10 protein-coding genes and 1 pseudogene are annotated in these 20,727 nt (G+C 70.8%); 7 read left to right on the forward strand and 4 right to left on the reverse strand.

The genetic code is table 11. From position 1 onward, the window contains the following. The first annotated feature begins 223 nt into the window (after window positions 1–223). The 4 genes and pseudogenes from H5J26_RS00145 (at window position 224) to H5J26_RS00155 (ending at window position 4,291) form a co-directional block, all read left to right on the forward strand. A complete protein-coding gene (locus H5J26_RS00145; protein ID WP_181763535.1) occupies window positions 224–802 on the forward strand; it encodes a hypothetical protein in 579 nt (192 codons plus the stop codon). 722 nt (window positions 803–1,524) lie between these two features. After that, window positions 1,525–2,505, forward strand: a pseudogene (locus tag H5J26_RS32360) (ATP-binding cassette domain-containing protein); the annotation flags it as partial. 126 nt (window positions 2,506–2,631) lie between these two features. Further along, window positions 2,632–3,372, forward strand: coding sequence for an ABC transporter permease (locus tag H5J26_RS32365; protein WP_419183740.1), 741 nt, complete (start codon window positions 2,632–2,634; stop codon window positions 3,370–3,372). A gap of 175 nt (window positions 3,373–3,547) precedes the next feature. Then, the gene (locus H5J26_RS00155; RefSeq protein WP_181763537.1) at window positions 3,548–4,291 is read left to right on the forward strand and encodes a glycoside hydrolase family 75 protein; all 744 of its coding nucleotides are present in this window, start codon (window positions 3,548–3,550) and stop codon (window positions 4,289–4,291) included. Window positions 4,292–4,431: 140 nt separating this feature from the next. Here the strand turns inward: H5J26_RS00155 and H5J26_RS00160 are convergent, their stop codons facing one another. The 4 genes from H5J26_RS00160 to H5J26_RS00175 all read right to left on the reverse strand — a co-directional run bounded on the left by H5J26_RS00160 (window position 4,432) and on the right by H5J26_RS00175 (window position 17,885). Further along, window positions 4,432–5,472, reverse strand: coding sequence for a DUF2637 domain-containing protein (locus H5J26_RS00160; protein ID WP_181763538.1), 1,041 nt, complete (start codon window positions 5,470–5,472; stop codon window positions 4,432–4,434). 229 nt (window positions 5,473–5,701) lie between these two features. Further along, window positions 5,702–16,918, reverse strand: coding sequence for a non-ribosomal peptide synthetase (locus H5J26_RS00165; protein ID WP_181763539.1), 11,217 nt, complete (start codon window positions 16,916–16,918; stop codon window positions 5,702–5,704). Between the two features lie 236 nt (window positions 16,919–17,154). Continuing rightward, the gene (locus H5J26_RS00170) at window positions 17,155–17,592 is read right to left on the reverse strand and encodes a glutaredoxin domain-containing protein (protein ID WP_181763540.1); all 438 of its coding nucleotides are present in this window, start codon (window positions 17,590–17,592) and stop codon (window positions 17,155–17,157) included. A 98-nt stretch (window positions 17,593–17,690) separates the two neighbouring features. Next, window positions 17,691–17,885 (reverse strand): hypothetical protein, encoded by a 195-nt coding sequence (locus tag H5J26_RS00175; RefSeq protein ID WP_181763541.1) that lies wholly within the window; start codon window positions 17,883–17,885, stop codon window positions 17,691–17,693. Between the two features lie 310 nt (window positions 17,886–18,195). Here H5J26_RS00175 and H5J26_RS00180 point away from each other — a divergent pair, with 310 nt between their 5' ends. From H5J26_RS00180 to H5J26_RS00190, 3 genes are all read left to right on the forward strand, one after another. Then, complete coding sequence (locus H5J26_RS00180) at window positions 18,196–18,771, forward strand: dihydrofolate reductase family protein (protein WP_181763542.1); 576 nt, start codon at window positions 18,196–18,198, stop codon at window positions 18,769–18,771. A 396-nt stretch (window positions 18,772–19,167) separates the two neighbouring features. Beyond that, on the forward strand, window positions 19,168–19,986 hold the full coding sequence (locus H5J26_RS00185) for an SAM-dependent methyltransferase (protein ID WP_181763543.1): 819 nt from the start codon (window positions 19,168–19,170) through the stop codon (window positions 19,984–19,986). Window positions 19,987–20,144: 158 nt separating this feature from the next. Then, window positions 20,145–20,687 (forward strand): GNAT family N-acetyltransferase, encoded by a 543-nt coding sequence (locus H5J26_RS00190; protein WP_181763544.1) that lies wholly within the window; start codon window positions 20,145–20,147, stop codon window positions 20,685–20,687. The last annotated feature ends 40 nt before the right edge of the window (window positions 20,688–20,727 follow it).

Below are 20,727 nucleotides of genomic sequence, written 5' to 3' on the forward strand. Positions count from 1 at the left end.
GCCGCGCGTACCTCAGCAACCGCCGCAGCGGCTCCAGCCGAGACAGCCGCAGCCGCCGACGTCCGGACTCGGGTACTGGGATTCACCGCAGCAGCTTCCCCCGCAGCCGCCGCCCGGATGGCAGCCGCCTCCGCAGCCGCCGTACGGAAATGAGCCGCCGTACGGAAATGAGCCTCTGTACGAGGAGCCGCCGGGTGCGTACGACCCCGCACCGGTGCCGCCTGTGCCGCAACGGTCCGGTCCTCGACGGGCCCCTCGACGGGCCGGCCGATCCAGGCTGAAGCGCCTGCTGCTCATCCTCGGCACCCTCGTCGCGCTACTGGTCGCAGCGGGCGGCGTGTATTACCTGGTGGGCGGACTCGGCGGAGGGTCCACCGGCGCGAGTTCCCAGGAGGAGGCCCCACCGGAGCAGGGACAGGCCGGTGAGCAACCGGCAGGCGGGAATCCGGGCGGAGCCCAGGACGACGACGCTTCCGGAGCCCCGGGGAACGGATCCGGCGGAAAGAACTTCGTGGCGAAGTGGCAATCAAGCCGCGGAGAGACGCTGACGATAGGAAAGGCCGAACGGTCCGGGAAGGCCGCGGGCAAGAGCGCCGTCTCCTACAACCGCTCCGGCCGCCTGAGCACCTGCCGCGGCGTCGGCGAGCCGCGCAAGTCCGGCGCGGCTTTCCGGCTGGCGCTCAAGTGCGCCAACGGAGAGGTCAGGACCGACCTCGGGGGCACCGCGACCCGATCCGGCGACAAGCTCATCGTCGGGTGGGACGGCGGCAGCCGCGACACCTTCGCCAAGGCACGCAATTGACGTAGCCGTTCGGCTGAGCCGACCGCATTCATCCCCGGTCCAGGCGTCCTTCCGAGATCGCTGACGCCTGCTGGTAGTGCTCCTCAGCGTCTCAGGTGGGGGTTGGGCGCTACCGGCAGGCGCCGCCGAGAGGGCTCGGATGAGGGCTTCTCCGGCACGGTCCCTTCGGCGGCGGGCGGCTTCACCCGGCGGTCGGGAGTGGACGCCGGCGTGACCGTTCAATTCGGTCGCCGTCCAGGGCCGACTCTGTTGAACAGGATGTCCGGGAACACCTTCGCGTACTGCACAGTCAGCCCGGCCCGGAGACGGTCGTGCACACAAGCGCGGACTGAGCGCGGCTCAGGCCGCGCGGCCTCGGGGCCGTAGGCGTCCAGGAAGGTGTGAGTCGCACGGGCGACGGGCTCGCTGTTCGACTTCTGGGACGCGACGGGTGCCCCCCAGCCGGGCAGGGCCGAGCGCACTCCCATGGGCCCGGGCTCCGTGCCCGAGGCGGGCGCCGGGCACTTGAGGAGTCTGCTCGCACCGGACTCGGCGAGCCGGCGCGGTCGGCAGGCCGTTGGGAGCACTCCTCGGACGTAAGGGCGGGGCGACGAGTCGCGCGCCCGCGGCGTCGACGCTTCCGAGGCCGGATCCGCCGCCGGGCCGGGAGAACTCTCAATGGAGTACTCGAGCGCGTGCGGACGGCACAATCATCGCATCTGGCGCTTTTCGGAGAGTGAGCGATGTCTGGTTCCGCCATCCACGTCGAGGGTCTCGTCAAGCGCTTCCGAACCACCACGGCGCTTGCCGGCATCGACCTGAACGTCGAGGAGGCCAGCGTCTTCGGGCTGCTGGGACCGAACGGGGCGGGCAAGACGACCCTCGTCCGGATTCTCGCCACCCTGCTCGCTCCGGACGCCGGAACGGCCAGAGTCTTCGACCGCGACGTCGCCGACGATCCCGCCGGTGTACGCGAGCTCCTGGGGCTGACCGGCCAATTCGCGGCAGTCGACGAGATGTTGACCGGCCGGGAGAACCTTCAGATGTTCGGGCGCCTGTTTGATCTCTCGGCCATGGCTGCTCGCCGCCGGGCGGACGAGCTGCTCGAGCGCTTCGACCTGGCCGACGCAGGCGATCGCCGGGTGGGCACGTACTCAGGTGGCATGCGGCGACGTCTCGACCTCGCATCGAGCCTGCTGACCCGCCCGCGCGTGCTGTTCCTGGACGAGCCGACGACCGGCCTCGACCCGCGCAGTCGCAATGAGATCTGGTCGGTCGTGCGTGAGCTCGTCCGCGAGGGGACGACGCTCCTGCTCACCACCCAGTACCTGGAGGAGGCGGATCAGCTCGCCGACCGGATCGCCGTGATCGACCACGGTCGCGTGATCGCGCAAGGTACGGGGGACGAGCTCAAGGATCGGATCGGCGGCAAGCTCTTGGAGGTCGAGCTCGCCAGCGCCGTACAGCGCGACAGAGCACGGTCCGCGCTCGTCGGTGTCGGCTGCGGCGAGCCCGAACCCGGAGACCAGCTCACGCAGTTGACGCTTCCCGCGCCCCATGACGGCCTCGCGATGATTGAGAATGCGGCTTCGGCGCTTCGCAGGGCGGAAGTCGCGGTGCGCGATCTCAGGCTTCGCCGCCCGACGCTCGAGGACGTGTTCCTGCAGCTGACGGGCGCGCCGCCGAGCGAAGACGAAGCGGACTCCGAAGGCACGACGGACGAGAGACGGCCGAGCGCCGACGTCCCTGCTGCCGACACCCGGGCGGCCCGGCCCCCGGCCCCGACGCGACCACCGCTGTGGAGGCGCCTCTCGCCGGGGAAGATCCGTGCCGCCGGCTCCGACGCACGGGTGGTCAGTGCCCGCAACCTGCTCCACTTCATCCGCCAACCGGACCTGCTGGTCTTCTCGACGATCCAGCCGATCACGTTCGTGCTGCTCTTCTCGTTCGTGTTCGGCGGCGCGATCAGTCCGTCGCTGCCCAGCGGCGTCTCGTACATCGACTATCTGCTGCCCGGCATCCTCGTTCAGTCGGTCACCTTCCGGGCGAGCATGACGGCACTGGGCCTCGCCGACGACCTGAAGCTCGGCGTGATCGATCGTTTCCGCACCATGCCGATGGCCCGCTCCGCGGTGCTTGTCGGCCGCACCGCGGCGGACTTGGTTCGAAACGTTCTGATCATCGGCCTGATGATCCTCGTCGGCTACGTCATCGGCTTCCGCTTCCATGCGGGCGTCGTGGAGGCCCTCGGCTCCATCGTTCTCGTCAGCGCCTTCGGGCTCGCGCTGAGCTGGATCTTTGCCTTCGTTGCACTGATGGTGCGGAGCGCTGAGGCAGCCCAGTCAGCCGGCTTCGTGATCCTGTTTCCGCTCGTGTTCGCGAGCTCGGTGTTCGTGCCGGTCTCGAGCATGCCGAGCTGGCTGGAGGCGTTCGCGAACGTGAGCCCGGTGACCCTGACTGCGGACGCGGCGCGTTCGCTGGCGCTCACCCCTGGCGTCCCCTCCACGCTCAACGGCGCAGTCGCATGGATCGCCGGCATCCTCGCACTGTTCGTCCCGCTGGCCGTGTGGCGCTACCGACGCATGACCTGACGTGTGCGCGGTTCTTCCGGAGGCCTCCCCGTCGCGTGCGGACGCGCGGTTCACACAACTCGCCGCACCAGGAAGGTTTCCTGACCAATCATTTGTTGCGGCCATGCCAATACAAGTAGGTTCACCTGTCGAGAACGGGCAGTTGCGTCTACTCCCCGGAAGGGTGTTCCCCCACATGCGCAAGAGCCTCATAGCCGGCATCAGCGGGTCCGGTGTCCTGGTCGCGGCAGCGCTCCTGATTCCTGCGGCGGCCGCGTCGCCCGGCGACACCGGCGCGCGATCCCGCCCCGGTCACGCCACCGAGGACGTGAAGAGGGACCACGGAACCCAGGAAGGCTCGGTCAGCGCCGCCGACCTGCTGGCCAAGGTGAAGGACTGCGAGCAGATCTCGAACGGCAAGTACAGGACCGACGAAGACGGTTCACCTACGGTTCCGGTCTGCGACACCGAGAGCGCCGTGTTCTGGAAGGCGGACCTGGACGTCGACTGCGACGGCCAGGAGAGCGAGAAGTGCAACAAGGAGACCGATCCGGCCTACCAGGACGACACCGCCTTCCACACCTCCGACGGCCGGCCGCTCGACGCCGCGCAGACGCCGTACGTCGTCCTCCCCGGCAAGAGCGACATCTGGGACTTCAGCGACTCCGGACTCCAGGGCGGCAGCATCGTCGCCGTCATCAACGGCGACCAGGTCGAGTACGCCGGAGTCGGCGACATCGGCCCCGAGCAGGCCATCGGAGAGGCCTCCTACGCCGCCGCCGAAGCGCTCGGCATCGACCCCGACCCGGCCACGGGCGGAGCGGAGTCCGGCGTCACCTACATCGCGTTCAAGGGCTCCAAGACGGACGCGATCGAGGACCATGCCGAGACGGTCGAGCTCGGCGACGAGCTGGCCAAGGAGTTCGTCAACGAGGGCTGATGCTGCGGCCGTCGGACCTCGTCCCGCCGGCCCGGGGCCGGGTCTCGACGGTCACGGCAGGACGGCACCGAAGCCCGACGGGCAGGCCCCGGCGCCGTCCTCGTCCGGCAAGCCGCGCGACCCGACGCGGGCCACGGCACTCAGCGGTACTGCCGCTCGATCCTGGCCAGTTTCTCCTCGAGCGAGTCGAGCCGCGGTCCGGTAGGGCCGTCATCCTCGCCCCGGGCACCCGGCCACGCGTCCTCGCCCGACCTCGAGCTCGCGCTGTGCGTCAGCGGCGCGGGCAGCTGCGGGGTGGTGGGAGCGCTCGCAACCTCCGCGGGCACGGGAGCGCCCGCTGCACCGCCGAACCCGCGTCCGAGCCAAGGGCCGCCACGCCACTGCTGCGGGCCGCCCAACGCCTTGGCCTTCACCCGCTCCAGCCTGTGCTGCTCCCTGCGGTGCAGACGTTCCTGCTCCTCGCGGCGGCGCTCCTCGCGCACCTCGTCGACCGCCTGGTCGAGGCTCCGTACGCCCTCCAGCAGCATCAACGACCAGGCCCGAAAGGTCTCGCGTGGAGCGCGGAGCCACCGTACGACCCGGATCTGCGGCAACGGCCGTGGCACCAGGCCCTGTTCGCGCAGCGCGGCGCGGCGGGTCTGCTTGAGGGCGCGGTCGAAGAGGATCGCGGCGGACACCGACATCCCCGCGAAGAACTCCGGCGCTCCCGCAGCCCCGTCACCGCGCGGCGCGTGCACCCAGTTGAACCAGGCGGAGGCGCCGGCGAACGCCCATACCAGCAACCGCGATCCGAGCGACGCGTCGCCGTGACTCGCTTCCCGCACGGCCATGACAGCGGAGAACATCGCTGCACCGTCCAGCCCGAACGGCACCAGGTACTCCCAGCCTCCGGACAGCCGCAGGTTCTGGCGGCCGAAACCGACGAGGCCGTGGAAGGAGAGCGCCGCCGCCACCGCCGCACAGCAGAAGAGCAGCAGATACGCGGCGAACGCGTAACCGGCCTCCCTGCGGCGGCGGCGCTGTTCGAGCTGCTCCCATGGGTCGTCGGACGAAGTGTCGTTCTCGCGCTGCTGCTTGATCACTTGCTTTCCTCGTGTTGTCAGCACGACCGCCGTCAGTGAGGCGGTCAGCAGCACGACGCCGGCCACCACCACGCCCGGCGATATCAGTGTCTCTGCCATACCTTGCCCTTTGCCGGACGCGCCTGCCCGTCGCCCGACGTGCTTGCTCCGCCTGCTTCGTCCTGCTGCCTCCGTTCAACCGCGAGGCAACCGATGCAGGAGCCGGAACATTAACGTGGATCAAGCTCAAGTGCACACCGGCGAGGGTTGCCAGGAATCGCCAACACCCTTGCGCTACGCGGTAGTTGCCAAGCCTTCACGAATGCGGCCGCTCCCCCCGCGGTCGCATTCACCCCTCGTTCGCCGCCGCGATCCTGATGTAGCGCCGGAGGACCGCGAACCAGCCGTGGGCCAGTTCCTCCACCTCTTCGTCGGGAACCACTCCGGCCGGCCACGTCCATCGAGCCGCCAGCCGTGGGCCGCCCTCCCGTTCCTCGACGGCGACCGTCAGCGCCAGCGCACGGTTGAACCCCATCTCCAGGTCCGCTCCCCCGCCCATCGCGGACCCGGCCTCCCCCGTGGGCTCCCAGTAGCCGGCCCCGTCCCCGACCCGGAAGCGCCCGAGATAGTTGAGCGCGATCTCCGGGTCGCCGAGTGGGGCCAGGCGGGCGGCCGTTTCGGGATTCAGATACCGCAGCAGTCCGTATCCGATGCCGTGGTCGGGCAGGGCCGCCAGCTGGGCGCCGACGCTCTGGGCCGCCTCGGACAGCCATGCGCCCTCGTCCTCGACGGCTGCGGCAGGCGTCCCGGCGGCGAGCAGCATTGGGAACTGAGCGGTGAACCAGCCGACGGTGGAGAAGGGTTCGTGCTCCCCGGCGACCGCCTCACGCCCGTGCGCCTGGAGATCCACCAACACCCCGTCGCCGCCGTGCAGTCGCCCCCAGGCGATCGCGAACGCGGCGTACAGCACCTCGCGCAGGCCCGTTTCCAGTCGGTGCGGGACGCCGAGGAGGCTTCGCGTCTCCTCCTCGGACATGTCGAGTGCGAGCCCGCGCGCCGACGCGAGCGTGTCCGCCGACCGGTCGAGCGCCCGGCGCCCCGGTCTCGTCGCCCCGGAGGCGAACATCCTTTCCCACAAGGGCAGTTCAGCCACGCGAGCCGGCTCGGCGGCCTCCTCGGCGAGCAGCCGCGCCCACCGCCGGTACGTCACGGAAGTCTCCGCCGGCGTCGGACGTTCGCCCGCGGCCACGGACTCGTAGGCGCGGGCCAGGTCGGCCAGAAGGATCCGCCAGGAGACCCCGTCCACTGCCAGGTGGTGCACGAGGGTCAGCAGACGGCCCTCGCGTCCCGCCCCGGGGTCGAGCCAGACCGCCGACAGCATCTGCCCTGTGTCGGGGTCGAGTTCACGCTGCCGGCGTTCGGTCGCAGAGCGCAGCGCCCGCTGCCACTCGTCGTGCGTGGACGCGTCTGCCGGCTCGCGCGAGAAGTGGTCGGCGGCCTTCACGGACCCGGGCGGGGTCGTCTCCAGTGACCACGCCTCAAGGCCACCGCCCTCCGGGGCCCTGCGGGTCAGGCGTATCCGGAGTGCGTCGTGGTGGTCGATGACCGTCTGCAGGGCCTCGACCAGATGGTCCGGCTCGACGTCCCCGGGCAGGCGCACCGCCATCGACAGGTGGTAAGCGTCCACGGCGGTCGCTTCCTGCCGCAGCCGCTCGATGATCGGGGTGGCCGGGAACGGGCCGACGCCGTCCGCGAGTTGGTCTCCTCGGCCGGGTACGGAGTTGTCGTCAGGGCCGACCGGGCCGACGCACTCGGCTGATTCCGCGGCTTCGGCTCCCCCGGCGGCTTCGACTGCTTCGGCGAGCGCGGCGACCGTCCGCTTCTCCAGCACGTCCCGCGGCCTCAGCGCGACGCCCTTCCGGCGGGCGAGGTCCACGAACCTCATGGACGTGATGCTGTCGCCGCCCATCAGGAAGAAGTCGTCATCGACGCCGAGCTGCGGCACGCCCAGCGTCTGGGCCATCACGGTGCACAAGGTCCTCTCCAGGGACGTGCGAGGTGCGGACCCGGTGGAGACGGCGGCGTAGTCCGGGGCAGGCAGGGCGCTACGGTCCAGCTTGCCGTTGACGGTGAGGGGCAGCTCGGGCACCGTCACGAACGCCGAGGGCACCATGTGGCCCGGCAGACGGTCCCCCGCCAGGGCGGACAGTTCGGCCGCGCCGGGCAGAGCGGCGCCGTCCGCAGCCACCAGGTAGGCGACCAGCTTCGGCTCGCCGGGCCGGTCCTCGCGCAGCGTGACCGCCGCCTGGCCGACCTCCGGCAGGCCGCTCAAGTGGGCCTCGATCTCGCCCAGTTCGACTCGGAAGCCGCGCAGCTGCACCTGTCCGTCCGACCGGCCCTCGTAGAACAGCTCACCGTCGAAGGCGCGGCGGGCGAGGTCCCCCGTCCGGTACATGCGCTCTCCGGGAGGGCCGAACGGATCGGCGACGAAGCGTGCCGCTGTCAGCCCGGGCCGCCCCGTGTAGCCGCGGGCCAGGCCGGGGCCGGCGACGTAGACCTCGCCGACGGTCCCGGGTGGGACCGGCCGCAGCCAGCGGTCGAGGACATAGGTACGCAGGTCCGTCAGCGGCCGGCCGATGCGGCTCTCCGAAGAGCTCTCTGTCACGTCCTGCCCGCTGATCGCGGTGTGGGTGACGTGGACGGTCGTCTCGGTGATGCCGTACATGTTGGCCAGCCGGGGAGCGTCCTGCGGATGGCGTGCGTACCACTCCCCCAGCGGGCCGAAGTCCAGCCGCTCACCGCCGAAGACGACGTGACGCAGCGCCAGGCGGTCGCCCAGGGCGGGCCTGGCGCGGTCGGCGCGCACCAGCTGACGGAACGCCGAGGGCGTCTGGCTGAGCACGGTGACGCCCCGCTCCACGAGGAGTTCCAGGAAGCGTTCCGGGTCGCGCGTGACCTCGTGCGGCACGACCACGAGGGTCCCGCCGTGCAGCAGTGCTCCCCACATCTCCCACACCGAGAAGTCGAACGCGTAGGAGTGGAAGAGGGTCCACACGTCGCTCTCCCCGAAGGAGAAGAGCTCCTCGACGGAGGTGAAGAGCCTGACGACGTTCGCATGCGGGACCAGCACCCCCTTCGGACGTCCGGTGGAACCGGAGGTGTAGATGATGTACGCGCCGTGCTCAGCGGTGAGCGGTGCGGCGCGCTCTGCGTCGACGAGGTCGGCGTCATGGGCAGCGACGTCGTCGGGCGCTGCGGCGCTGCCCGCGCGTGGGCCCTCAGCATGGGCGTCGGACTCAGGCCCGGCCCCGGTGTCGGGGCCGTCCAGCGTGACGACGGGTATCCCGGCGGCGGGCGGTGGGAGTGTCGCCGCGTGCGCCTCCGTCGTGACCAGGCACACCGGGGCGGCGTCCTCGAGGACGAGCCTGGTGCGCTCAGCAGGATGGGTGGGCGGCAGCGGCACGTAGAGCGCTCCGCTCTTGAGTACGGCCAGCACAGCGACCACGAGGTCCGTGCTCTGGCCGAGCACCAGCGCCACGGGTTTCTCCGGGCCCGCGCCGTGTCGGACAAGGCGTCGCGCGAGTCGGTTGGCGCGGCCGTTCAACTGCGCGTAGCTCAGGGTCAGTCGGCCGTCGGTCACCGCTGCCTTTGCCGGTGTGGACCGTACTTGGGCCTCGAACAGGCCGGGCAGCGTCGGGCCACCCCGTTCCGGCCGGGCCGCCCGTGCCGAAGAAGACCGCTCGGTTCCGTCCGTCAGCGCGAGCGAGGCCAGCTTCGCCTCCCGCCCTTCGGCAAGGCCGGTGAGCAGCAGCTTCAGGGCGTCGGCCGCCGCTGCGGCGCGGTGCCCCTCGAAGGCCGAGGGACGGTGGTTGAGCCTCAGTACGAGCCGCTGTCCCGGCACCACGACGACACTGAGGGGGTAGTGGTTGCCGTCGCTGCCCTGAAGGCCCGTCACCCTCAGCTTGCTGGGCGCTTCGGCCGAACTCCCGCTGTCCATGGGGTAGTTCTCGTAGACGAAGAGGGTGTCGAAGAGCGGGCCCGTTCCGGCCGTGCGCTGGATGTCGGACAGGCCGACGTGATGATGGTCCATCAGCCGGGTCTGCTCGGCCTGAAGCTGTCGAAGGAGCTGCGGCAGGGTCGCCTCGGGGTGGACTCGGACCCGGGTGGGAACGGTGTTGATCAGCAGGCCGGCCATCGCCTCGATGCCTTCCACCGGGGCCGAGCGCCCCGAGACGGTGGTGCCGAACACCACGTCGTCCTGGCCGGTCAGCCATCCGAGCGTCACTGCCCAGGCGCCCTGAACGACGGTGCTCACGGTGACGCCCAGTTCACGTGCAACCCCCGTGAGAGCGGCCGTCTGTGCTTCGGAGAGTTCGCGCGTGTGGTGCGTGACGGGCGTCGTCCCCGGCGTCTGCGCCGGGCGATCGGCGCAGGGGCGGGCGGCCAGCGTGGGAGTGGTCACCCCGGACAGCGCCGTGCGCCAGGCGTCGAGCGCGGGGGCGGTCTCCTGACGTGCGTACCAGGTCATGTAGTCCCGGAACGGGCTCACTTGGGGAAGCGCGGTGGTGTCGCCGTCCGCGTCGTACAGGTGCAGCAGGTCGCGCACCACCAGCGGCAACGACCAGCCGTCCACGAGGAGATGATGCATGGTCAGCACGAGCCGGTGCCGGTCCTGAGCGACACGTATCAGCGCACCACGCGCGAGAGGGGCCTCCTCCACGGTGAAGGGCTCGGAGCCGAGCTGCTGTGTCAGCTCCTCCAGGCGAACGCCGGCATCCTCGATTCCTTCTGCCGTCAGGTCGAACTCCCGCCAGGGGAGCTCCACTTGCGCGGGGACGACCTGCACCGGCTCGGTGAGCCCGGAGTAGACGAAGCAGGCGCGCAGATTGTGGTGCCGGACGAAGAGCGCCTCGGCGGCGGCCCGCATCGCGGCTGCGTCCAGCGGGCCCTCCAGATCCATGGCGCAGCGCACGAGGTACTCGTCCTGCTGCTGGGCGTCGACGGCGTGGAAGAGCAGTCCCTTCTGCAACCCGGTCAACGGCCATACGTCCGTGGGCGTTCGAACCGTGGTCTCGAGCCGTTCGACCTCGTCGAGGGAGAGCCGCACAAGGGGGAAGTCGGCGGGCGAACGCCCGCCGGCTCCGGGCGTACCGATGTGCCGGACCAGGCCGCGCAGCGCGCCGAACCAGGCATCCGCGAGGTCCGCTACGGCTTCTTCCTCTAGCAGTTCCCCCGCCCAGGACCAGACGGCCACCAGCTGCGGTCCGTCCGGCCGGTCCTCGGTCATGGCGTTGAGCTCAAGGGTGTGCGGCAGGGGCATCCCCGGGTCGGCGCCTCCGGCGAGCGGTCCCAGGGCCGGGTCGGGCTGCCAGTCCGCGCCCTCCGGAAGGGGGAAGCGGCCCAGGTAGTTGAAGCCGATCTGCGGGTCGCCGTAGGGGGCGAGCACTTCAGCCGTCTCCGGGTCGAGATGGCGCAGCATCCCGTAGCCGATGCCGTGGTCGGGGACGGCGGACAGCTGCTCCTTGACCTCCTTGAGCGCTCGGCCGAGCGGGGGCCCGCCCTCGGTCACCGCCGCCCAGTTCAGGGCCCCGGGGCGCAGCCGCACCGGGTACTTGCTGGTGAACCAGCCGACGGTGGAGCTGAGGTCGACGTCGGGTGTGAGCTGTTCGCGGCCGTGGCCCTCCAGGTCGAGGAGTACGCCTGGTCCGCTGCCTGAGTCCGTGTGGCCCTGCCCTCGCCGCCACTCGGCGACCGCGAGGCTCAGCCCGGTGAGCAGCACGTCGTTGATCTGTGCGTGGTAGGCGGCGGGTACCGCGGTCAGCAGAGCGGCGGTCGCCTCTGCCGGGAGCCTGAGCGTCAGCGACCGGGAGGTGCCGGCCGTGTCCCGCTCCGGGTCCCGCCGGCGGCTGCCGATGAGGGGGTCCTCACCGTCCAGGACTTCCGCCCAGCGGGCCGCTTCGGCTCTGCGCCGCTCCGTCCGGGCGTTCTCGTGGAGAAGCCGGGACCAGTCACGGAAGGACGTGACGGGGGCGGGGGTGCGAAGGGGGCGGTCCTCGGCGGCGGCCTTCCAGGCGTCCGCGAGGTCTCGCAGCAGGATCCGCCAGGAGACTCCGTCCACACAGAGGTGGTGGACGACCAGCAGGAGCCGGCCCGGCGCGTCGTCGCCCGCATCGAACCAGACGGCTCTCACCCCCCGGGCGGCCGGGACGTCCAGCCGGGAACGTGCCGTCGCCGTCTCCTCGGAGACCAGCTCCCGCCACCGTTCGGTGTCTGCGAGAAGCGCTGCGCCGACGGGGACCCGGCTCAGGCAGTCGCGCCCTCGGATCTCTCCGGCGGGTGCCGTCTCCAGGATGGACCCCGCTTGGTGGACGCCTTCTGCGGTGCCGGCGTCCCGCCGGCCCCCGTCCTCCTCGTCACTGTCGTCGACGGTGCGGAGCCGGAGCGCGGCATGCCGGTCGAGCAGCAGGTCGAGCGTGGCGGCCAGCCGGTCCTTGTCCGCGCCGGGCGGTACCTGGACCACCACCGACTGGTGGAAGCCCCGCTCGGCACGTGGTCCCAGGGAGCGGAGCCAGTTGATGATCGGCGTCGCCGGGAAGGGGCCGCTGTCCGGCTCCGCCGCCGCCGCCGGGCGCTGTGTGCCCCTGCGGCGGGCAACACGCGCCAGGGCGGAGACCGTTCTCTTCTCGAACACCTCTCCTGTGGTGAAGGTCAGCCCGGCGGCCCGTGCCCGTCCGATGAGCTGGATGGAGAGAATGCTGTCGCCGCCGAGTTCGAAGAAGCTGTCCGCCGGGGTGACTGAAGGGACGCCCACCACCTCCGCGAACAGCTCGCACAGCGTCGCCTCGACCGCCGAAAGGGCGGCCGCGGACGCGTGTCGGCCGCGGTTCTCCTCGGGTTCAAGCGCGCGGGACGTCTGCTGCGGGTGTCGCTGCTGCTCCGGGTCCGGGCCGGGCGCGGCTTCCCGCTCGCTCCCAGACTCGGCGTCGCGCTCGGGTTCGGCGTCGCGTACCGTCACCGGCTCCGGCTCGGCTTCCGGTTCCGTGGGCAGCACTGCCGGCCCTGCCTCGGACAACTCCGCTTCCACCTCACGCAGTTGCTGCTCCGGCCGGTGGGCTGCCGTCTCCAGCAAGCTCACAAGCATTTCGGCGAGGCGCTCGGCCTGCTCCCGCCCGACCAGCTCCGGCACATGGCTGATCCGCAGCTGGATCCGCTCCCCCGGCACCACCGCGAGTGCGAGCGGATAGTGCGTGGCGTCGTGGGCGATCAGGCCGGTCACCCGCGGCCGGTCACCCCAACTGCCGCTGTCCATCGGGTAGTTCTCGACGACGGTGAGCGTGTCGAAGAGTTCTCCGTGCCCGGTGAGCCGGTTGATGTCGGCGAGTCCGAGATGCTGGTGTTCCGAGAGCGCTGCCTGCTCGTCCTGTATCCGTGACATCAGCTCCAGCAGCGACTCTCCGGGGGCGGCTCGCACGCGCACCGGCACGGTGTTGATGAACATGCCCACCATCGACTCGGCCGCGGCCAGCTCGGGCGGCCGTCCCGCGACCGTGCCGCCGAAGACCACGTCGCTCCGTCCCGTCACGCTGCTCAGGAGCACGGCCCAGACGGCGCGTATCACGGTGTTCAAGGTGAGCCCGTGGGCCCGGCACGTCCCCCTCAACGCCGCGGTGAGCTCGGCGGAGAGCCCGCGTTCCATGCGTACCGGCTCCAACGGACGTCCGCCGTGCGGCCGTTCACCGGCCAGCAGCGTCGGTGCCGCGAGCCCGTCCAGTGCCCGGCGCCAGGCCGTCCGCGCCGCTTCCCGGTCCTGTCGTGCGAGCCACGCGAGGTGACGGACGTACGGGACGGCCTCCGGCAACCCGGCCTCCTGGCTGCCGGCGCGGTAGAGCGCGAGGAGTTCACGAACGACCACGGGCATGGACCAGCCGTCCAGAAGGATGTGATGGCAGGTCAGGGCCAACGTGTGCTGTTCCGGGCCGAGTTTGAGCAGGGTGAGCCCGATCAGCGGTGCCTGGGCGGGGTCCGTCCGCCGTGTCCGTTCGGCACGGAGCACCGCCTCGGCTCCCGGACCGTCCACGCCCACGGTGGTCAGGTCGCGGTACTGCCAGCGCGGGGTCACACCCTCGCGGATCGCCTGAACCGGTCGCGACAGACCATCGTGCCAGAAGGCAGCCCCCAGGTGCGGATGCCTCCGCAAGAGCGCCTCGCCCGCCCCACGGAGCCTGTGCGCGTCGAGCACTCCAGCGAGTTCGACCACCAACTGGACGGTGTACGGGTCCTGTTGACCATGACCGTAGGTGTCGCGGAGGGCGTGGAAGAGCAGGCCTTCCTGCAACGGTGTCAGCGGGAGGAAGCTCAGGCAGTCGGGATGTTCCGCCTTGAGCCGGGCCGTCTCGGCGCCGTCAAGCGGTGCGGGGCACTCAGCACGGTCCACTGCCGCAGAACCGGATGCGGGCGCACTTGATGACGCGTCCGGTTCCTTCACCGTACGGGCCAGTTCCGCGACCGTGCGCCCGGAGAAGATCTGCTGGCTCGTCAGAACGATGCCCTGCTCGCGGGCGCGCGCGACGAGCTGCAGAGCCATGATGCTGTCACCGCCCAGGGCGAAGAAGCTGTCGTCGACGCCGAACCGGTCCTCGTCCAGGGCGAGGACCTCGGAGAAGAGGTCCCGCAGGATCTCCTCCCGGCCGGTGCGTGGCCGCCCGGAACCCGCGGCGGTGCCGGTCTCGGCGTAGGGCACCGGCGGCAGCGCGGCACGGTCGAGCTTGCCGCTCGGAGTGAGCGGGAGCGCGTCCAGCACGGCGACGGCGGACGGCACCATGTGCCCGGGGAGCCGCTGCTGCAGGAAGACCGTGACGTCGGCCGGTGCCACACTCTGCCGTGCCTCCGGGACGACGTGGGCGAGGATCCGCTTCGCGCCCGGCCTGGGTTCGTCGACGGACGCGGCAGCCCGGCGCACCCCCGGGCACGCGGCCAGCGCGGACTCGATCTCGCCCAGCTCGATGCGCAGACCGTTGACCTTCACCTGGCCGTCTGCCCGGCCCACGAACTCCAGCGACCTGTCCTCGCGCCACCTCACCAGATCACCGGTCCGGTACAACCGGGAGCCCGGAGGCCCGTACGGGTCGGCGACGAACCGGGAAGCGGTCAGAGCGGGGCGGCCCAGGTAGCCGCGGGCCGACGCGGGCCCGCTCAGGCACAGTTCACCCACCGAGCCGAAGGGAACCAGACGCAGCGCGCCGTCCAGGACGTACGCCGAAGTCCCCTCCACCGGAGTGCCGATGGGAGGCGTGCCCTCTCCCGTCAGGGGGTCGCTGAGAGTGGCGCAGACGGTCGCCTCGGTCGGGCCGTATCCGTTGACGAGGGTGATGCCCGGCGCCCAGTCGGCCGCCATCCCGGCCGTGCAGGCCTCGCCCCCCACCAGCAGCGTCGTACCGGTGGGCAGCGAGCCCGGCTCGACGGTGGCCAGGACGGCGGGTGGCACCAGCGCATGTGTCACGCCGTGGTCCGCGATCAGTTCCGCCAGTGAGGCACCCACCGGCGGCTCTCCTCCCGCGCCGACTATCAGCTCACCGCCGCCGAGCAGTGCGGCCAGCAACTCCCAGACGGCGGCGTCGAAACTGGGCGACGCCAGCTGAAGCACCCGGGAGCGGGGGCCGACGCCCCACCGGCTCTGTTGTGCCCGGGCGAGTCCGGGTATCCCCTCGTGCGTGACGACGACGCCCTTGGGGCGGCCGGTGGAGCCGGAGGTGTAGATGACGTAGGCGGGATGACGCACGGTGAGCCGGCACGGGCGCTCCTCGTCCCGCACGTCGCCGTCGCTTCGCTCCGCCAGATCGTCAGCCACCTCTGGCGCGTCCAGCACGAGAGCACCGGCGGGAAGCGGGCCGTCGCACATGGCGAGTGAGGCGCGCGTCGTCAGTGTCACGGACGGCGCGGCGTCGCCGAGCATGAACGCGGTACGCAGACGCGGATACCGGGGGTCCACCGGGAGCCAGGCACCGCCTGCCTTCCACACGGCGAGGACCGAGATCACGAACTCGACGGAACGCTCCATCACCAGAGCGACGATCCGTTCGGGGCCCACGCCTCGCGAGAGCAGAAGCCGCGCCAGGCGGTTGGCCCGCCGGTTGAGGGAGTCGTACGACAGGCACTCATCGGCCCCGAGGAGTGCCGCGGCGGAGGGCCGGCGTGCCACGGTCTGTTCGAAGAGGGCCGCCGCGGTTGCTTCGGGAGCCGCGCCCCCCAGTGCGAGCTGCAGGTCTCTCTCCGCGGCGGAGACCAGCGGCAGCCGTCCGACCTCGGTGCCGGCTCCTTCGTCGAGGACGTGCCGCAGCAACCGCTCGACGCGGCCCAGGTGCTCCCGCACGTCACGTTTCTCGTAGAGGGCGGTGTTCGCGTCGAGGTCGACTGTGAGACCACGGCCGTCCTTGCGGTCCGTGAACGAGACCGACACGTCATCGACGGGCCCTGTGGCCAGGTTCCGCACGCGTGCCGGGCAAGGCCCGAAGGCCAGCTCCCGGTCGAAGGACATGATGTTCACGACGAGGGAGTACAGCGGCGGCGGGTTCTCACCCGGGCTCGTCCGGCGCATGTCCTCCATGCGGTACCGCTGGTGGGGCAGCGCGGCGGCCACGGCGCGTTCGGCCTGGCGTGCCAGTTCTGCCAGCGGCCGGGCGTCGTGCGGACGCAGCCTGATCGGGAGGACGTTGGACTGTGCTGCCGCAGTGGCGCGGGCCAGGGGCGTGCGCCGCGCCGCGACGACCAGTCCGACCGTCACCTCGTTCGCGTCGGTCATCCGGTACTGGTACGCGGCCGACAGCGCCAGCAGCATCGACGAGCGGCGCACCCCGATTCCCGCACAGACCTCGTCGAGCTTGCGGCACTCCCCCGCGCCCAGCCCGGCCGAGGCGCGGGTGAACCCCTCGTACGGGGCTCGTCGCCGGGCCAGTGACGACGGCTCGGGCAGCTCCCGCAGCTGCTCGGTCCAGAACTTCCGGTCCTGCGCGAACGATTCGGACTCGCGGTAGTCGCAGTCCTCCTCCAGAAGCGCCCAGAGATCGCCGAAGCCGTGCGCGGGCACCGGCCCGCCCGCCTCCAGCGCGGAGTACACCTCCGCGCAGCGCCGCACGATCCCTGCCAGGGACGTCCCGTCGACGACGACGTGGTGGCAGCGGCAGCTCCACAGATACGTGTCGGCGGACAACCGCAGCAGCGCGAAATTGAAGAGCGGCCCGTTCCCGAAGGGCACGACGCGGTCCATGTCTTCGGACATCCAGCGGTGCGCGGCGGCCGTCGGATCGTCGGCGTCGCGCAGGTCGACGTGAGTGAGGGGCACGTCGCGGTGATCCACGGCGAAGAGACGCATCGCCTCGCCGGCCGGTGAGAAGCCGAGGTTCAGCGTCTCGCACTCGGAGACCGTGCGGCGCAGGGCACGTTCGAAGAGGTCGATGCGCAGGCGTCCCCGGATCTCGACGTACTCGCCGACGCTGTACATCGCGCTGTCGGGACGCAGCGACTGCGCGAGCCAGATCTCCCGTTGCGCGGCGGACGGTCCGATACGCATGCTTTCGCCACCAGGCACGATGCCACTGCTCCCCCGGTCGGTACGGCACGGGCACCGGTCGAGCGCCCCGCGGGGAGAACGTACTCAATCCCTGTCCGCGTCGCCCGCGTTGGCAGGAAGGTGCAACGGCTCAACCGCACGTCCCGTGTGTGACACCGCGCGGCCATGCCTCGCGAACTACGTCCGATCGGCTCGCAATCTCTTCCGTGGGGCCTCTCCGATTGGCACGCTCTCGATCACGCGAGTCGGGAGAGCTGTTCGCGCACCCATTGAGGATCGGGGTTGACGTGCGGCTCGCCCGCAACGACGACGGTCGGGACGGTCTCGTTGCCTTCGTTGGCCGCCCTCACCGCTGCCGCCCCAGCGGGGTCACGCCAGATGTCGACCCAGTGCAACTGGCGGGCGCTACGGCCCAACCGGAAGCGCAGCCGCAGGCAGTACGTGCAGCCCGACCGCCAGTAGACGACCGGCCGGCCGTCGGCCGCACTGCGGCGTTGTGCCTCGAGCGCACCGATCGACTTCGGGAAGATCAAAGGCGAGTTGACGCCCGCGAGCAGCACCAGCCCCAGCAGGAGAGCCGCGGCTGAGACGGGCCTCCCGCTGAACAGCATCCCGGCCGCAGCCACGGAGCCGCAGAGCACGATCAGCGTCGGCGGGATCCAGGTGCGCGTCATGACGACGCATGCTACCGATGCGTCGAAATGCCCCTCGAACCAGACCACTCGCTCCGGCACGCCCGGCACGCCCGGCACGCCCGGGACGCGGCAGAGGTTCATCCAGAAGCGCGCACCGCTTCCGCGATCTCCTCGTCGGCGACTGCGATGGCGGCGTCGGCCCTCAGGTACCAGATCTCCCTCCGGGCCGGGGCCAGCGTCGCCCAGGGGTGACGCTCGGCGCTGAATCCGAGCGTCTTGTACAGCGCCGTCGCATACCGCTCACGGCGGTCGCCGTTGCCATCCGCGGTCACTTGGTCTCCTCCGTGCTGGTGGGTCGAGCGGGGTCACTCAGGGCGTTGGTGCGGGCCAGTGCACCGTCGGGATATCGGCGCTTGGCCACAGTTCGGAACAGGGCTTCGGCCCGGCCTGCTTCCCTCCTTGCCGTCGGCGGACAGCCCCATCCTCCGCCGGAACGACGTGCAGCCCGAAGCTCCAGCTGGCTGGCGAGGCGTGACGACGTGGAAGCACCCGCACAACGCTGTGGCCGGTCCGACGGCGATGAGTCCGGCAGTGGGTCCCAGTCTGCATCCACACCGATCAACCGCCTTCGAGGAGAACGACATGACCGCTGCTTACACCTTCGACGTCTTCTCCAGCCTCGACGGCTACGGCGCCGCCGGCTCCGACTGGTCCGGCTACTGGGGCAAGCAAGGCCCCGAGCTGCTCGACCACCGCCTCGCCTCGTACGGCGCGGAGCAGCGGATGGTCTTCGGGGCCAACACGTATCGGGTATTCGCGCAGATGCTGGCGTCGAGTACCGAGGAGTCCGAGGTGCGTGACCCATGGGTCACTCGGATGAGGAGCCTGCCGGCAACGGTGGTCTCGACGACGCTGGAAGGCCCCCTCGACTGGCCGGACGCGACCGTCGTGAGCGGTGACGCCGTCGACGTCGTCGCCCGGCTCAAGGAGGAGTCCGAGGTGCCGTTGCGCTCCCACGGCAGCCTGTCGATGAACCGGGCGCTGATGGCCGCCGGCCTTGTCGACCGGGTGCAGGTGACGCTCTTCCCTGTCATCACCGGTCAGAGCGGGCTGGACCGGATCTTCCAGGGTGCGGCCGACTTCGACCTGGAGCTGGTCGAGAACCGGACCCTCGACGGTGACATCCAAGAGCTCATCTACCGTCCCACCCTCCATTGACCTCCGGAGGGCCGGGCCGTTACCGACATGGGTTGCGGGCCGGGGAGGCCACGGGCCACTTGCCTCAATGGGGCGTTGGACGCACCGCCGAATGACGATCTGAGAGTTCAACTGCCTTGCAGCGGCTGCGCGCTGAGCCCGGCTCAGGAATCTCAGGAACCGCCGTCCGGGTAAACACAGCGGACCGCACCCGTGGGTGAAGCCGCCGAAGGCGCTTCGGGTTGACGAGGTCGCGTCCATCGCTGTGCCCTGTGCGACGGCCCCGCCGCTGACTCCCGGGCACCCCACCCGGTGCCGGTGCCGGTGCCCGTCCTGTGATCCCAGGCGGGTCACAGGGCGCACCGCCCTCTCCTACGATGGCGCTCGGCAACCCGCGCTGACGGAAAGGCAGTTGTCATGACCGAGGCCTCTTCCCGAGTGGATCAGTCAAAACCGAGTATCGCCCGGGTCTACGACTACCTCCTCGGCGGCAAGGACAACTACGAGGCGGACCGCGTCATCGGGGACAAGTTCAAGAACGACCTGCCGGGGTCGGTGGCCATCGCGCACGCCAACCGGCAGAACCTGATCCGCGCCGTGCGGGAGATCGCCCTCGCGGGGATCGACCAGTTCATCGACATCGGCAGCGGACTGCCCACCGCGGACAACGTCCACCAGGTCGCGCAGCGCCACACCCCCGACGCCCGCGTGGTCTACATCGACAGCGACCCCATCGTCCTCGCCCACGGCCGCGCCCTGCTCGAGGACAACGCGAACACCCGCGTCATCCAGGCCGATGTCCGGGACCCGCAGAGCATCCGGGAGCATTCCGACACCACCGGCCTGATCGACTTCACGCGGCCCGTGGCCGTGATCCACAGCGCCGTCCTGCACCACATCAACGACGACGAGAACCCGGGCGCCATCGTCCGCTACTGGCAAGAGCAGGTCCCCTCCGGCAGCTACTTCTTCATCTCCCACTTCCGCAGCGGCGACAACCCGGAGACCCTCGAGGCCGAGGCGGTGCTCCAGGCCACCTTCGGCCGGGGACGATGGCGGACCGATGAGGAGATCCGCGCCCTCTTCGACGGCCTGGAGATCCTTCAGCCGGGCATCGTGCCCAGCCCTCTGTGGCGGCCCGACACGGCAGGGGAACTGACCAGCATCAGCTCGGCAGAACACGAGCTGACCGTCTGGGAACGGCTCATCGTGGGAGGCCTGGCACGCAAGCCGTAAGGCCACACGCGCCGACCGCCGGCGGGCGCCCCGGTGTGCTCGACCTGCGCCGGTCTCCACGACGGTCGGCTGTGAGAGCCCTCGGAAAACCTGGTGAGCCGAATGACCGCCCGCGGTTATCCTGCCTCGTCCTGAACAGGCCACGGAGGTCCCTCACCATGAGCAGCACCACGTTGCCCTTCCCCGAACAGATCGAGCTCACCGGGGAGGGCCTCGTCCTGCGCAGCTGGACGGAAGCGGACCTGGCCGCGATGCCCGACTTGTTCGACCACCCCGACATCGCGTACTGGACGCCGATCGTCTCCCCCTTCGACGAAGCGGCGGCCCGCACACGCCTGGGCCTGGACCGGCAGCTGCGCGCGGAGGGCAAAACCATCCTGCTCGCCATCACCGTCGACGGCCGCGCACCGCTCGGCGAGGTGATGCTGCGGCGTCACCCCGAGGGCATGGAACTCGGCTACGCGGTCGGCCCTGCGCACCGCGGTCAGGGGCTGGCCGCGCGAGCGGTACGGGTGATGACTTCCTACGCCTTCGAGCAACTGGGCGTGGACCAGGTGATCCTGGAGCTGGAGGCCGAGAACGCCGTCAGCGTCGCCGTGGCCACCAAGGCGGGCTTCAGCCTGCTCGACGTGCCGCTGATCGAGGGTGAGGAGAAGGGGCGGCCCTTCGCTCTGCAGACGTGGGGCCTGAATCGCCCCTGATCCTGCGTCTCGCCGGCACCGTACGCGTCGTTCCCACGAG

The organism is Streptomyces albidus (ex Kaewkla and Franco 2022), from assembly GCF_013870515.1.
Taxonomy (GTDB): Bacteria; Actinomycetota; Actinomycetes; order Streptomycetales; family Streptomycetaceae; genus Streptomyces; species Streptomyces albidus.

What these genes read in the sequence shown, in the direction of transcription:
- H5J26_RS00180 (WP_181763542.1), top strand. Translation starts at nt 18,196, where the DNA reads ATGACCGCTGCTTACACCTTCGACGTCTTCTCCAGCCTCGACGGCTAC.
- H5J26_RS00165 (WP_181763539.1), bottom strand. Translation starts at nt 16,918, where the DNA reads ATGCGTATCGGACCGTCCGCCGCGCAACGGGAGATCTGGCTCGCGCAG.
- H5J26_RS00170 (WP_181763540.1), bottom strand. Translation starts at nt 17,592, where the DNA reads ATGACGCGCACCTGGATCCCGCCGACGCTGATCGTGCTCTGCGGCTCC.
- H5J26_RS00190 (WP_181763544.1), top strand. Translation starts at nt 20,145, where the DNA reads ATGAGCAGCACCACGTTGCCCTTCCCCGAACAGATCGAGCTCACCGGG.
- H5J26_RS00185 (WP_181763543.1), top strand. Translation starts at nt 19,168, where the DNA reads ATGACCGAGGCCTCTTCCCGAGTGGATCAGTCAAAACCGAGTATCGCC.
- H5J26_RS00155 (WP_181763537.1), top strand. Translation starts at nt 3,548, where the DNA reads ATGCGCAAGAGCCTCATAGCCGGCATCAGCGGGTCCGGTGTCCTGGTC.
- H5J26_RS00160 (WP_181763538.1), bottom strand. Translation starts at nt 5,472, where the DNA reads ATGGCAGAGACACTGATATCGCCGGGCGTGGTGGTGGCCGGCGTCGTG.